The sequence below is a fragment of the Enterobacter cloacae complex sp. IR5450 genome (assembly GCF_049238665.1).
Lineage (GTDB): Bacteria > Pseudomonadota > Gammaproteobacteria > Enterobacterales > Enterobacteriaceae > Enterobacter > Enterobacter hormaechei_C.
In genome coordinates this window covers 106,928-121,444 of the sequence record NZ_JBMKIC010000007.1, presented here as the reverse complement: position 1 = coordinate 121,444, position 14,517 = coordinate 106,928, and the positions used below count along the sequence as shown (strand labels likewise).

Genomic DNA, 14,517 nt, shown 5'->3' with positions numbered 1-14,517 from the left:
TTAACCACGGGGCTTAAGGCCCCGTGGTTTTTTGTTTTTTTCGTGTTGAATGGCAAGATTTTAATGGAAAGCACTAACAAACTTAAACGTGGATTGAGCACCCGCCACATCCGCTTTATGGCGCTGGGCTCGGCTATCGGCACCGGTCTTTTTTATGGCTCGGCAGATGCCATCAAAATGGCCGGTCCAAGCGTTCTGCTGGCCTACATCATCGGCGGTGCCGCGGCCTATATCATCATGCGTGCGCTGGGGGAGATGTCGGTTCACAACCCGTCTGCCAGCTCGTTTTCACGCTATGCACAAGAGAACTTAGGCCCGCTGGCCGGGTTTATCACCGGCTGGACTTATTGCTTTGAAATCCTGATTGTCGCCATTGCCGATGTGACGGCGTTTGGCATCTATATGGGGGTCTGGTTCCCTGCCGTGCCGCACTGGATCTGGGTGCTGAGCGTGGTGCTGATTATCTGCGCCGTTAACCTGATGAGCGTGAAGGTGTTTGGCGAGCTGGAGTTCTGGTTCTCCTTCTTCAAGGTCGCGACCATTATCATCATGATCCTCGCCGGTTTCGGCATCATCATCTGGGGTATCGGCAACGGTGGGCAGCCAACCGGCATCCATAACCTGTGGAGCAACGGCGGCTTCTTTAGCAACGGCTGGCTCGGGATGGTCATGTCGCTCCAGATGGTCATGTTCGCCTATGGCGGAATCGAGATTATCGGCATCACCGCCGGGGAAGCGAAAGATCCGGAGAAGTCTATTCCGCGCGCCATCAACTCGGTGCCGATGCGTATCCTGGTGTTCTACGTGGGCACGCTGTTTGTGATTATGTCCATCTACCCGTGGAACCAGGTGGGCACCAACGGCAGCCCGTTTGTCCTGACTTTCCAGCATATGGGCATTGCGTTTGCCGCCAGCATTCTCAACTTTGTGGTGCTGACCGCCTCGCTGTCGGCCATCAACAGTGACGTGTTCGGCGTGGGCCGTATGCTGCACGGCATGGCGGAGCAGGGCAGTGCGCCGAAGGTGTTTGCCAAAACGTCGCGTCGCGGCACCCCGTGGGTAACGGTGCTGGTCATGACCGTGGCGCTGCTGTTCTCGGTCTACCTGAACTACATCATGCCGGAGAACGTCTTCCTGGTGATTGCGTCACTGGCGACCTTCGCCACCGTGTGGGTATGGATCATGATCCTGCTGTCGCAGATTGCGTTCCGTCGCCGCCTGTCGCCAGAAGAGGCCAAAGCGCTGAAGTTTAAAGTGCCGGGCGGCGTGCCAACGACCATTGTCGGTCTGATCTTCCTGGTCTTCATCATTGGCCTGATTGGTTATCACCCGGATACCCGTATTTCCCTGTACGTGGGCTTCGCGTGGATCGTCCTGCTGCTGGTGGGCTGGATGTTTAAATGTCGCCGCGATCGTCAGCTGGCGGAAGCACAGTAACATTCTTTTCCCCTCTCCCCGTGGGAGAGGGTTAGGGTGAGGGCATCAGGCTGCACTGATGCCTCCTCCCCCGTCCTCCTCCCCCAATAAATCCCATCATGGTGAGCTATCCTTAATCACCCTGTGGCAAGGTGACGTCAATTTCATCAAAGGGGATTCGTGATGTTAAACGCCTGGCACCTTCCGGTTGCCCCATTTGTTAAGCAAAACAAAGACAACCTTGTGATTACGCTCTGGCTGGCAGGGGACAATCAGCCTGAACGTGTGACCCTGCGCGCCGAAGTGGATAACGAAGAAACGTCGCTGAAAATGCACAAAGTGCGCAGCCAGCCGCAGCCGGGCGTCACGGCGTGGCGGGCAAATATCGATTTGCGCAGCGGGCAACCGCGTCGCCGCTACGGCTTCAAGCTGCTGTGGAACAACCGCCAGCTGTGGTTTACCCCGCAGGGTTTCAGCCGTTTCCCTCCGGCCAGGCTGGAGCAGTTTGCCGTGGATCACCCGGATAACGGCCCGCAGTGGGTTAACGATCAGGTCTTTTACCAGATTTTCCCGGACCGCTTTGCGCGCAGTGAAAAGCGCACCGTCGATCAGGACAAGGTTTATTACCATCATGCGGTCGGTCACGACATCATTCTGAAAAAATGGGACGAGCCGCTGACCGCCCAGGCGGGGGGATCGACCTTTTACGGCGGCGATCTCGACGGTATCAGCGAAAAACTGCCGTACCTGAAAAAGCTCGGCGTGACGGCGCTGTACCTGAACCCGGTGTTTAAAGCGCCAAGCGTGCACAAATACGATACGCAGGACTACCGCCACGTTGACGAGCAGTTTGGCGGTGACGAAGCGCTGCTGCGGCTGCGGCACAACACGCAAAAAGAGGGTATGCGCCTGATCCTTGATGGCGTGTTCAATCACAGCGGTGATTCTCATGCGTGGTTTGACCGTCACAATCAGTCGATGGGCGGCGCATGCCATAATCCGGACTCACCGCAGCGTGACTGGTACAGTTTTGACGAGAATGGCCGCGCCCTGGACTGGCTGGGCTACCCGAGCCTGCCGAAGCTCGATTTCCAGTCGCCATCGCTGGTGAATGAGATCTACGGCGGCGACGACAGCATCGTGCGCCACTGGCTGAAAGCGCCGTGGAACATGGACGGCTGGCGGCTGGACGTGGTGCATATGCTGGGTGAAGCAGGCGGGGCGCGGAATAACCTTCAGCATGTCGCCGCCATTACCCGGTCGGCAAAAGCGGCCCGGTCGGAAGCATTCGTCTTCGGGGAGCACTTTGGCGACGCGCGTCAGTGGTTGCAGGCTGATGCAGAAGACGCGGCGATGAACTATCGCGGCTTCACCTTCCCGCTGTGGGGTTTCCTCGCTAACACCGATATCTCTTACGATCCGCAGCATATTGACGCCGAAACCTGCATGGCGTGGATGGAAAACTATCGCGCTGGCCTGTCGCATCAGCAGCAGCTGCGGATGTTTAACCAGCTCGACAGCCACGATACCGCACGCTTTAAATCGTTGCTGGGTAAGGATGTGGCGCGTCTGCCGCTGGCGGTGACCTGGCTCTTTACCTGGCCGGGCGTACCCTGCATCTACTATGGCGATGAAGTCGGGCTGGACGGCAACAACGATCCGTTCTGCCGTAAAACTTTCCCGTGGGAGCCTGAAAAGCAGGATCAGGATCTGTTCAGCCTCTACCAGCGCATGGCGACGCTGCGCAAGCAGAGCCAGGCCCTGCGATACGGGGGCTGTCAGGTGATGTACGCCCACGATAACGTGGTGGTGTTTGTCCGCGTCTATAACCAGCAGCGCGTGCTGGTGGCGATCAACCGGGGCGAGGCGTGTGAAGTCGTGCTGGAAGATTCACCGCTGCTGGCTGGTAAAATGTGGAAGAGCAAAGAGGGTAAAGCGACGTTCCAGGGGAGCGTGCTCACGCTGCCAGCGATCTCCGCTGCGGTCTGGTTCGGCAGCTAAGCGCAGGCAGAATGGTTTTCACCTTTTAAGATGGCGCAAATGCAACGATTTGTGTCAATCTTAACGGATCGTTTACGGTGAAGGTGGAAACATGGACGAGCTTTACATCCTTGGCTGTTTGTTCCTGGTTTTTGCGCTGGTCGTGGCACCCGTGCTCGCGGTGATAGGCTTTAACCGAAGCACGGCGGCGCGGCAGGAGATCGCCCGGCTTCGCCAGCGCATTGAGGCGCTCGAGCAGCGTAGTATGGCTGAGAAAGCACCGGAGCAGGTGCAGACCGCCGCGCCGGTGGAGACGCCAGCGCCGGTATCTGAGGCCGTTAACGCACCTGTCGATCCCTGGCGTCCCGAACCGCCCGTCACTGAAGCAGAGCCTGTGCCTGTACCGGCGGCAAAACGTCCTTCCGCCTTTGGCGGCATCCTGTCCTCGCTGACGCGCTGGTTTATGCAGGGCAATCCGCTGGCAAAACTGGGGATTGTACTGCTCTTCCTCGGACTCTCTTTCCTGCTGCGCTATACCGTTGAACATTCACTGTTTCCGCTTGAGCTGCGTCTTGCCGCCACGGCGCTGTTTGCCATGGTTCTGCTGGCCGTTGGATGGCGGCTGCGGCACAGGCAGCGGATCTACGCGCTGATCCTCCAGGGCGGAGCGACCGGCGTGCTTTATCTGACCGTCTTTGGCGCATTCCGGCTGTGGCAGATGCTGCCGATGACGCTGGCGTTTGCGCTGCTGGTGGTGATTTGCGCGGCGAGCGTCGGGCTGGCCGTGCTGCAAAAGGCGCTGAGCCTTGCCATGCTGGCGAGCCTTGGCGGATATCTTGCGCCGCTGCTCCTGTCTACCGGGGGCGGTAGCTTTGTGGCGCTATTCTCCTTCTATCTCCTGTTATCCATCGGCATTCTCGTCATCAGCATCTGGCAGCACTGGCGCGAGCTCAACCTGCTCGGGCTGCTCTTCACGTTTGGCGTTGGCGGGGTGTGGGGACTGAGCGACTACCAGCCGGAAGACTATGTTATTTGTCAGCTGTTCCTGATTGCCAATACGCTTATTTTTGGCGTGTTTAGCGTGGCGCTGTCGCTGCGGGCGCAGGAAAAAGGCAAACAGATTATTGACGGCGTACTGCTGTTTGCTCCGCCGCTGATTGGTTTTGGGATGCAGTATGGCATGACGTCTCACTGGACGTACGGCCCGGCGCTAAGCGCGCTGGGCTATGGTGCGTTTTACCTCTCGCTGGCGTTTCTCGCGCTGCGGCGTTACCCCTCCATCGGACGACCGCTGGTTATGGCGGCGCTGGCGATCGGCGGCGGGTTTGCCACGCTTGCCATTCCGCTGGCGCTTTCAGCGCGCTGGACGGCGATGGCCTGGGCGCTGGAAGGGCTGGGTATTCTTTGGTTGGGCGTGCAACAGCAGCAGCGGCGCATGAGCTATAGCGGGACGGCGTTGCTGGTGCTGGCGCTCGGCAGCGCGATATGGGCGCAAATGGACGGCGTCACTTCGCTGAGCCTCCTGCTTATTTTCGCAGTGCTCAGTCTTTGCTGGCTGGCTGCGGCCTGGCTGTGGCAGAAAATCGCGCTGCCGGGCAGCTGGGCATTGCTGGCCGGTGGGTTGCTGTTCTGGTTAGTGGCGTTGCTGGGCGCGTCGCAGTTGTTCCTGAAGCAGGAGTTATCGCTTCTGGCAGGCGTGCTGGCGCTGACGGCGGCGTCGACCTGGGGATGGCGGCAGGCTGCCGCTCGTCTGGGATGGTGGGAGCTGGATGCCAGCAAATGGCTGCTGTGGCCGGTGATGCTGCTGATGGTGCTGTATCAGGTCTCGCACCAGCAGATTCTGGCGGCCGGCTGGGCAAATCTGGCCTGGGCTATCGCGCTGCCTGCTGCCCTGATGCTGCTGCGGCGCGACGAAGATAAACGTCTGCCGCGCATCTCAATGGGGCTGCATCTGTCGCTGTTGTGGATGATTTTACTCGCCATTGCCGCCGAGCTTTACTGGTTTGCCCGCTTCCTGCCATGGGGCATGGCGGCCTGGGGAAGCGGCATTGCGATGGCTGTCGGCGGTGGGGTGATTATGGCGCTCTCCGCGGCCGTACTGCGTCGCGGGTGGCCTTTCCGGGTATGGCCTGCGCTCTACGCCTGCATTGCCGCGATCCCTGTGGTTGTGGCGCTGGTGGTATTGCTGGTCGTGACCAATTTCCAGGACGGTGTGGTCTATCGACAGACCTGGCTGCCGCTGGTGAACCCGCTTGAGGAAGGGGCGGCGTTCGCGCTGCTGGGGCTGGTAGTATTTTATCGGGCAGTGGATCGCTACTATCCGGCATCGCTTGCGCAGTCCCGACCTTGGCCCGCTGTTGTGCTGATGGCGCTTGGCTTCTGGTGGCTCAACGGCGCGTTGCTGCGTGCGCTGGCGTGGTACGGCGAGGTGGCCTGGAACATGGAATCGCTGTGGCATTCGCGGCTTATTCAGACCACCTTTGCCCTGTTCTGGATGTTCTGCGCGCTGGCGGTGATGATCCGCGCCACCCGTCAGGCCTCCCGTCATCAGTGGCTTGGCGGTGCGGCGCTGCTGGGGGTAGTCATGCTCAAACTGATGCTGGTGGACAGCGCGGGCGGTGGCGGCCTGGCGCGCGCCGTTGCGTTTATTGGCGTGGCGATCCTGGTCCTGATTGTGGGCTATTTCTCGCCGCTACCGCCTAAAGCAGGAGAAGAAAAATGAGATGGATGAATGCGGTTGTTTGTGCAGCACTGCTGGCCATGGCCGGTCCGGCATTCAGCGAGGGCGCGCCAGCGGAATCCCCGCGGGATTATGCCTACGGCCTGTCCCTTGATACCTCTGCCTCTTCGCCGTGGTATCGGGTCATGCTGCCGCTGGCGATTTATCAGCAGAGCACATCGCCCGATCTGCGCGACGTGCGCGTGTTTAATCAGTCGGGAGAGCCTGTACCGTTCAGCCTGGTTACTACGACGCGTCCGCAGCCGGCACCGACCACCACGGCGCTGCGCCTTTTTGCGCTTAACGCCTCGCCGGGCGGGGAAGAGGACAGCGGCGATAAAATTATGCTACGGGCCAGAAACGGTGTGGAAATTGTGCTGGAAGGGCAACACGCTGCGGCTGCCGGACAGCACTATCTGCTGACCCTGCCGGAAAACGCGACGGAGGTTCCGCTCTCTCAGCTCCAGCTTTTCTGGGACACGCCGCAGGGCTCGTGGCAGGGAACGGCATCGGTCTATTACAGCGAGGATCTGAAAAACTGGTATACCTTGCGCGAAGAGATGCCCCTGCTGGACGTGATGAGTGGACAGGATCGCCTGAAGCTCGACCGCATCGATACCGATCTGGTGTTATCACCTGAGGCGAATCGCTATCTGCTGCTGGTGCTGAACACGGGACGTTCTGCCCTGACGTTAACCGGCGTCAACGCGATTAACGCGCCTGCGCAGCCGGAATCAGAGCACATTAGCCTGGCGGGAGAGGGGGAGCGGTTATCCGAAAGTGAAGCCGTGTGGCGCTGGAAACATCCGCAGCCTCTGAGTGCGATCGCCTTCATGCTGAATGGCGACGGCGTTCTCCCGGCAGAAATAGCCTGGCGGGGGGCGGATAAGGATCGGTGGCATACGCTGAAAAAAGAGGTGATCTACCAGCTCGGCGGCAAAACGGCTGAACCTGTTCCGCTCCCTGGCGGGCTGGTCGAGGCGGTAAAAATCAAGACCCTCAATGCGCGTTTGCCTGAGAACCTGCCGGGCGTGATAGGGCAGCGCGTGCGCTACGATCTGGTGTTTAACGCGCAGGGGAAGGGGCCGTACCTGCTCGCGTGGGGGAACGGGGCTGCGAAACCGGCGAGCGTGGAGACGGATATGCTGATCCCGACCGAACTGCGTAAAACCTACGATCTGGCAGCCTTGCCGATGGCGGATACGCTGGAACCTGTCCCGCTGGGGGGCGAGGCGCGTTTAACCGCGACGTCTGCGGCTGAGCAGGAAAGCAGAATGAAAACGCTGATGGTCTGGGGCGTACTGATTGCGGGGGTGATGGTGCTTGCGGGTATGGCATGGCGCATCTGGCGCGAGGTAAAAAAAGACGGCGCAGCATAAGCCATAAAAAAACCCGCGTATTCGCGGGTTTTTCGTAAACCGTGTCGATTACAGGCTGGATACGTTCTCAGACAGGTATTTAGCTACGCCGTCTGGGGAAGCCGCCATACCTTCTTTACCTTTTTCCCACTGCGCCGGGCACACTTCACCGTGCTCTTCGTGGAACTGGAGCGCGTCAACCATGCGCAGCATTTCGTCGATGTTACGACCCAGCGGCAGATCGTTCACAACCTGGTGACGAACGATGCCGTTTGCATCGATCAGGAAAGAACCACGCAGTGCAACGCCAGCGTCCGGATGTTCGATACCGTAAGCCTGCTGGATTTCGCGTTTGATGTCCGCAACCATCGCGTATTTCACCGCACCGATGCCGCCGTTTTCGACAGGGGTGTTACGCCATGCGTTGTGTACAAATTCAGAGTCGAAGGAGACGCCAACCACTTCCACGCCACGCTTCTGGAATTCTTCGTAACGTTTGTCGAACGCGATCAGCTCAGACGGGCAAACGAAAGTGAAGTCCATTGGCCAGAAGAACAGAACGGTCGCTTTACCGTTGGTATGCTGTTTGAAGTTGAAGTTTTCAACGATTTCACCATTGCCCAGAACGGCGGCAGCTGTAAAATCCGGAGCCGGACGAGTTACCAGAACCATATGATTCTCCTGTAGATACTAAGGTTATTTGGAACGCAACGCGGGCCAGTATAGAGGCAGTACGGGAATAAGACAAAGAGGTGGTAACAATCGTTCCACCAGCTTTTACCTATCAATCATACCGGCATCACAGTTCTTTATTTTTCGCCTGCGTCATCATACGCGGGTAGAACTGCCAGAAGCGGGTTTCCAGCGCATCGTAATGTTCATCCAGGTCATGCCATGAGTCGCGCAGCGCGTCCAGACGCGGTCGACGGCTCGCCATGCCGTTCAGGACGTTCTGAATGAAATCCATCTCGCGGTATCGCTCCAGCCAGCGTTCAGACCAGAGATAGTTATTCAGATTCACAAAGCGCGGCGGGGAGTCCGGCAAAATGATCGACACCTGCGCGTGGGCGTAGCGCACAAACTCAGGCAGCGACATATCAGGCGACAGCTGCGGCCAGTGGCGCGACAGGAAATGATCCCACATGACGTCGAGCGTGATCGGCGCCACCCGTCGCGTTTCGGGGCGGAACCAGGTTTTGGCTTCCGTCACTTCCGGCAGGTTATCGGTCAGCACGTCGATGCGGCGGTGCATAAAAATTCCGTCGACAACCTCAGGGGAATACGCTTCCGCCGGGTTGCCGCGTACAAAATCGGCCAGCAAATTGCCGGAGAGGGAGCTGTCCGCGAGGTGAGCGAGATGCAGGTGAGCGAGAAAATTCATGCGTTTTCGTTGTCCGGTGGCGGCTAGTTGTTGCAGCAAAAGGGTGTGAGCACTAGACTATGCCGCCTGTTTTTAAGTCACGAGTATACGTCATGCGCGTCGCCGATTTCTCCTTTGAACTACCTGAATCCCTGATTGCTCACTACCCCATGCCTGAGCGTAGCAGCTGTCGCTTGCTGTCACTGGACGGGCCAACGGGCGCGCTGACGCACGGTACTTTCACCGATCTGCTCGACAAGCTCAACCCTGGCGATCTGCTGGTCTTTAACAATACCCGCGTGATCCCGGCGCGTCTGTTTGGCCGTAAAGCCAGCGGCGGCAAGATTGAGGTGCTGGTCGAACGTATGCTCGATGATAAACGTATTCTGGCACATATTCGCGCCTCCAAAGCGCCGAAGCCGGGCGCGGAGCTGCTGCTGGGGGATGACGAGAGCATCAAAGCGACCATGACCGCGCGTCACGACGCGCTGTTCGAGGTGGAGTTCAACGACGAACGCACGGTGCTTGATATCCTCAACGCCATCGGCCACATGCCGCTGCCGCCGTACATTGAACGCCCGGACGAAGAGGCCGACCGCGAGCTGTATCAGACCGTCTACAGCCAGAAGCCGGGTGCGGTGGCGGCGCCAACGGCGGGCCTGCACTTTGATGAACCGCTGCTGGAAAAGCTGCGCGCCAAGGGCATTGAGATGGCCTTCGTGACGCTGCACGTCGGCGCGGGGACCTTCCAGCCGGTGCGCGTGGACAGCATCGAAGATCACATCATGCACTCTGAGTATGCCGAAGTGCCGCAGGAGGTGGTGGATGCGGTGCTGGCGGCGAAAGCGCGCGGTAGCCGCGTCGTGGCCGTCGGTACAACGTCGGTACGTTCCCTTGAGAGCGCTGCGCAGGCCGCGAAAAGCGAGCTGATTGAACCGTTCTTTGGCGATACGCAGATTTTTATCTACCCGGGCTATCAGTACAAAGTCATTGATGCGCTGGTGACCAACTTCCATCTGCCTGAATCGACGCTGATTATGCTGGTTTCCGCGTTTGCGGGGTATCAGCATACGATGAACGCCTACAAGTCTGCGGTAGAACAAAAATATCGCTTTTTTAGCTACGGTGACGCGATGTTTATCACGTACAATCCGCAGGCTTTGAATGAGCGTGTCGGGGAATAAGTCCGCGGCACTGTGTTACAACGTTGGACTGTTTTTCTGACGTCGGAGAAAAAATGAAATTTGAACTCGATACCACCGATGGTCGCGCGCGTCGCGGTCGTCTGGTGTTTGATCGCGGCGTGGTAGAAACCCCCGCGTTTATGCCTGTGGGCACGTACGGCACCGTAAAAGGAATGACGCCGGAAGAAGTTGAAGCCACTGGCGCACAGATTATCCTCGGCAACACCTTCCACCTGTGGCTGCGTCCAGGCCAGGAGATCATGAAGCTCCACGGCGATCTGCACGACTTCATGCAGTGGAAAGGCCCCATCCTCACCGACTCCGGCGGTTTCCAGGTCTTCAGCCTGGGCGATATCCGTAAGATCACTGAGCAGGGCGTACACTTCCGTAACCCGATCAACGGCGATCCAATCTTCCTCGATCCAGAAAAATCCATGGAGATTCAGTACGATCTCGGCTCCGATATCGTAATGATCTTCGACGAATGTACGCCATACCCGGCGGACTGGGACTACGCCAAGCGTTCTATGGAGATGTCCCTGCGTTGGGCGAAGCGTAGCCGCGACCGTTTTGACTCCCTGCAAAACAAAAATGCGCTGTTCGGCATTATCCAGGGCGGCGTTTACGAAGATTTACGCGATATCTCGGTTAAAGGTCTGGTAGAGATAGGCTTTGATGGCTACGCTGTCGGCGGTTTGGCTGTGGGTGAGCCGAAGGAAGATATGCACCGCATTCTGGAGCATGTCTGCCCGCAAATCCCGGCGGATAAACCACGATACCTGATGGGTGTGGGTAAACCAGAAGATCTGGTGGAAGGCGTACGTCGCGGCATTGATATGTTCGACTGCGTTATGCCAACCCGAAACGCGCGTAACGGTCATCTGTTCGTTACCGATGGCGTGGTGAAAATCCGTAACGCGAAGCATAAGAGTGACACCAGCCCGCTCGATTCCGAGTGCGATTGCTATACCTGTCGCAATTATTCTCGCGCGTACCTGCATCATCTCGATCGTTGCAACGAGATTTTGGGGGCGCGTCTCAATACCATTCATAATCTTCGTTATTATCAGCGCTTAATGGCTGGTTTACGTAAGGCTATCGAAGAGGGTAAATTAGAGAGCTTCGTGACCGATTTCTACCAACGTCAGGGGCGGGATGTTCCACCGTTGAACGTTGATTAATTTTAATAATGAGGGAATTTGAATGAGCTTTTTTATTTCTGATGCGGTAGCAGCAACGGGTGCACCAGCGCAGGGCAGCCCGATGTCTCTGATTCTGATGCTGGTTGTGTTCGGTCTGATCTTCTACTTCATGATCCTGCGTCCACAGCAGAAGCGTACTAAAGAGCACAAAAACCTGATGAACTCCATCGCGAAGGGCGATGAAGTCCTGACCAATGGTGGCCTGGTGGGTCGCGTAACCAAAGTAGCGGAAAACGGCTACATTGCTATCGCCCTCAACGACACCACTGAAGTGGTTATCAAACGTGACTTCGTAGCTGCCGTTCTGCCGAAAGGCACCATGAAGGCGCTGTAATCCCAACTTTTCCCAAAGGGAACTGCCGTGTTAAACCGTTATCCTTTGTGGAAGTACATCATGCTGGTCGTCGTGATTATCGTCGGCCTGCTGTACGCGCTTCCCAACCTGTATGGTGAGGATCCGGCCGTTCAAATCACTGGCGCGCGCGGTGTCGCCGCCAGTGAGCAAACGCTGATCCAGGTCCAGAAAACGTTACAAGAAGAAAAAATTACCGCTAAGTCTGTGGCACTGGAAGAGGGCGCAATTCTTGCTCGCTTCGACACCACCGACACGCAGCTCCGCGCACGTGAAGCGCTGATGGGCGTGCTGGGTGATAAATATGTCGTGGCGCTTAACCTTGCTCCTGCAACCCCACGCTGGCTGGCTGCGCTGAACGCAGAGCCAATGAAACTGGGTCTTGACCTGCGTGGCGGCGTTCACTTCCTGATGGAAGTGGATATGGATACCGCGCTCGGCAAGCTACAGGAACAGAACATCGACAGCCTGCGCAGCGATCTGCGCGATAAGGGCATTCCGTACACCACCGTACGTAAAGAAGATAACTACGGCCTGAGCATCACGTTCCGCGACAGCGCGGCACGCGATCAGGCTGTGACCTATCTGTCTCAGCGTCACCGCGATCTGGTGATCACCTCTCAGGGCAGCAATCAGCTGCGTGCGGTAATGACCGACGCGCGTCTGAGTGAAGCACGTAAATACGCCGTTCAGCAGAACATTAACATTCTGCGTAACCGTGTAAACCAGCTGGGCGTGGCTGAGCCACTGGTACAGCGTCAGGGTGCTGACCGTATCGTGGTCGAACTGCCGGGTATCCAGGATACCGCCCGTGCGAAAGAGATTCTGGGCGCGACGGCGACCCTGGAGTTCCGTCTGGTTAACTCCAACGTTGACCAGGCTGCTGCGGCTTCAGGCCGTGTGCCGGGCGATTCCGAAGTGAAGCAGACCCGCGAAGGCCAGCCGGTTGTGCTGTACAAACGCGTGATCCTGACCGGTGACCATATCACCGACTCCACTTCAAGCCAGGATGAGTACAACCAGCCGCAGGTTAACATCTCGCTGGATAGCGCAGGTGGCAACATCATGTCTAACTTCACCAAGGACAACATCGGCAAGCCGATGGCGACCCTGTTCGTGGAGTACAAAGACAGCGGTAAGAAAGACGCCAATGGCCGTGCCGTGCTGGTGAAAGAGGAAGAGGTGATTAACATCGCCAACATCCAGTCTCGTCTGGGTAACAGCTTCCGTATTACCGGTATCAGCAACCCGAACGAAGCGCGTCAGCTCTCTCTGCTGCTGCGTGCCGGTGCGCTGATTGCGCCAATTCAGATTGTTGAAGAACGTACCATCGGTCCAACCCTGGGTATGCAGAACATCAAACAGGGTCTGGAAGCGTGTCTGGCCGGTCTGGCGGTGTCCATCATCTTCATGATCTTCTTCTATAAGAAGTTCGGCCTGATTGCGACCTCCGCGCTGATTGCCAACCTGGTGCTGATCATCGGTATCATGTCCCTGCTGCCGGGGGCGACGCTAACCATGCCAGGTATCGCGGGTATCGTTCTAACCCTTGCGGTGGCGGTCGACGCCAACGTACTGATAAACGAACGTATCAAAGAAGAGCTGAGCAACGGTCGTTCTGTACAGCAGGCGATTGAAGAAGGCTACAAAGGGGCGTTCAGCTCCATCTTCGATGCGAACGTAACAACACTGATTAAGGTTCTTATCCTGTATGCAGTGGGTACTGGCGCGATCAAAGGCTTTGCGATTACTACCGGTATCGGTGTCGCAACGTCGATGTTTACCGCTATTGTCGGCACCCGTGCCATCGTGAACCTGCTGTACGGCGGCAAGCGCGTCAAAAAGCTGTCTATCTGAGGAGTGCGTTGTGGCACAGGAATATACTGTTGAACAATTGAACCACGGTCGTAAAGTCTGGGACTTTATGCGCTGGGACTACTGGGCCTTCGGCATTTCAGGTTTTCTGCTGATCTTGTCCATCGTCATTATGGGCGTGAAAGGCTTTAACTGGGGCCTGGATTTCACCGGTGGTACGGTGATCGAAATTACCCTGGAAAAACCGGTCGATATGGACCAGATGCGTGAGTCTCTGCAAAAAGCGGGCTTTGAAGAGCCGCTGCTACAGAACTTCGGCAGCAGCCGCGACATCATGGTGCGTATGCCGCCGGTACACGATGCCAACGGCAGCCAGGAGTTGGGCAGCAAGGTCGTTCAGGTTATTAACGAAACAACCAGCCAGGATGCAACGGTTAAGCGTATTGAGTTTGTCGGCCCGAGCGTTGGTGCTGACCTGGCGCAGACCGGTGCGATGGCGCTGCTTGTGGCGCTGATCTCGATCCTGATTTACGTCGGTTTCCGCTTTGAGTGGCGACTGGCGGCAGGCGTGGTTATCGCCCTGGCGCACGACGTGGTGATCACCATGGGCATACTGTCTCTCTTCCACATTGAGATTGACCTGACGATTGTGGCATCCCTGATGTCCGTTATCGGTTACTCACTGAACGACAGTATCGTGGTATCTGACCGTATTCGTGAAAACTTCCGTAAGATCCGTCGCGGCACGCCGTACGAAATCTTTAACGTGTCGTTGACCCAGACGCTGCACCGTACGTTGATCACCTCCGGCACCACCCTGATGGTGATCCTGATGCTGTTCCTGTTCGGTGGCCCGGTGCTGGAAGGCTTCTCGCTGACCATGCTGATCGGTGTGTCTATCGGTACGGCCTCGTCTATCTACGTCGCGTCCGCGCTGGCGCTGAAGCTGGGCATGAAGCGCGAGCATCTGATCCAGCAGAAAGTCGAGAAAGAAGGGGCGGATCAGCCGTCCATTCTGCCGTAAGCGTCTTATGCGGTATCGAAATCCCGGCCTGCTGGCCGGGATTTTTTTGTCTGCATCTCACAAACACTCCTGACAGTATGCTGTCAGGAGCCCTGTCGTAGACTCCT

11 protein-coding genes are annotated in these 14,517 nt (G+C 57.5%); 9 read left to right on the top strand and 2 right to left on the bottom strand.

Annotation, left to right across the window (positions count from 1 at the left end; all coding sequences use genetic code 11):
* Positions 1 to 63 precede the first annotated feature (63 nt).
* The 4 genes from proY (at position 64) to ACOTYB_RS08470 (ending at position 7,494) form a co-directional block, all read left to right on the top strand.
* Entirely contained in the window at positions 64 to 1,437 is a 1,374-nt protein-coding gene (gene proY, locus ACOTYB_RS08485; protein WP_003859117.1) for a proline-specific permease ProY, read from the top strand.
* A 162-nt stretch (positions 1,438 to 1,599) separates the two neighbouring features.
* Positions 1,600 to 3,417 carry a maltodextrin glucosidase gene (gene malZ / locus ACOTYB_RS08480; RefSeq protein ID WP_023315506.1) on the top strand — a complete coding sequence of 606 codons (1,818 nt, stop codon included), beginning with the start codon at positions 1,600 to 1,602 and terminating at the stop codon, positions 3,415 to 3,417.
* A 91-nt stretch (positions 3,418 to 3,508) separates the two neighbouring features.
* Positions 3,509 to 6,118 carry a DUF2339 domain-containing protein gene (locus tag ACOTYB_RS08475; RefSeq protein WP_220153607.1) on the top strand — a complete coding sequence of 870 codons (2,610 nt, stop codon included), beginning with the start codon at positions 3,509 to 3,511 and terminating at the stop codon, positions 6,116 to 6,118.
* Complete coding sequence (locus tag ACOTYB_RS08470; protein ID WP_220153608.1) at positions 6,115 to 7,494, top strand: DUF3999 domain-containing protein; 1,380 nt, start codon at positions 6,115 to 6,117, stop codon at positions 7,492 to 7,494. Before ACOTYB_RS08475 ends, ACOTYB_RS08470 begins: the two co-directional genes overlap by 4 nt.
* A 48-nt stretch (positions 7,495 to 7,542) precedes the next feature.
* Here the strand turns inward: ACOTYB_RS08470 and ACOTYB_RS08465 are convergent, their stop codons facing one another.
* A complete protein-coding gene (locus ACOTYB_RS08465; RefSeq protein ID WP_003859113.1) occupies positions 7,543 to 8,145 on the bottom strand; it encodes a peroxiredoxin C in 603 nt (200 codons plus the stop codon).
* 127 nt (positions 8,146 to 8,272) lie between these two features.
* Positions 8,273 to 8,854 (bottom strand): ACP phosphodiesterase, encoded by a 582-nt coding sequence (acpH, locus tag ACOTYB_RS08460; RefSeq protein WP_045343223.1) that lies wholly within the window; start codon positions 8,852 to 8,854, stop codon positions 8,273 to 8,275.
* A gap of 92 nt (positions 8,855 to 8,946) precedes the next feature.
* Between acpH and queA the strand changes: the two genes are divergently transcribed.
* The 5 genes from queA to secF are packed head-to-tail and all read left to right on the top strand — an operon-like array spanning position 8,947 to position 14,410.
* Positions 8,947 to 10,017, top strand: a complete 1,071-nt coding sequence (gene queA, locus ACOTYB_RS08455) for a tRNA preQ1(34) S-adenosylmethionine ribosyltransferase-isomerase QueA (RefSeq protein ID WP_006809916.1) — start codon at positions 8,947 to 8,949, stop codon at positions 10,015 to 10,017.
* A gap of 53 nt (positions 10,018 to 10,070) precedes the next feature.
* Positions 10,071 to 11,198 carry a tRNA guanosine(34) transglycosylase Tgt gene (gene tgt, locus ACOTYB_RS08450; RefSeq protein WP_045343222.1) on the top strand — a complete coding sequence of 376 codons (1,128 nt, stop codon included), beginning with the start codon at positions 10,071 to 10,073 and terminating at the stop codon, positions 11,196 to 11,198.
* A 22-nt stretch (positions 11,199 to 11,220) separates the two neighbouring features.
* Positions 11,221 to 11,553 (top strand): preprotein translocase subunit YajC, encoded by a 333-nt coding sequence (gene yajC, locus ACOTYB_RS08445; RefSeq protein WP_003859109.1) that lies wholly within the window; start codon positions 11,221 to 11,223, stop codon positions 11,551 to 11,553.
* 27 nt (positions 11,554 to 11,580) lie between these two features.
* Positions 11,581 to 13,428, top strand: a complete 1,848-nt coding sequence (secD, locus tag ACOTYB_RS08440; protein ID WP_220153609.1) for a protein translocase subunit SecD — start codon at positions 11,581 to 11,583, stop codon at positions 13,426 to 13,428.
* Positions 13,429 to 13,438: 10 nt separating this feature from the next.
* Positions 13,439 to 14,410, top strand: coding sequence for a protein translocase subunit SecF (secF, locus tag ACOTYB_RS08435; protein ID WP_003859105.1), 972 nt, complete (start codon positions 13,439 to 13,441; stop codon positions 14,408 to 14,410).
* The last annotated feature ends 107 nt before the right edge of the window (positions 14,411 to 14,517 follow it).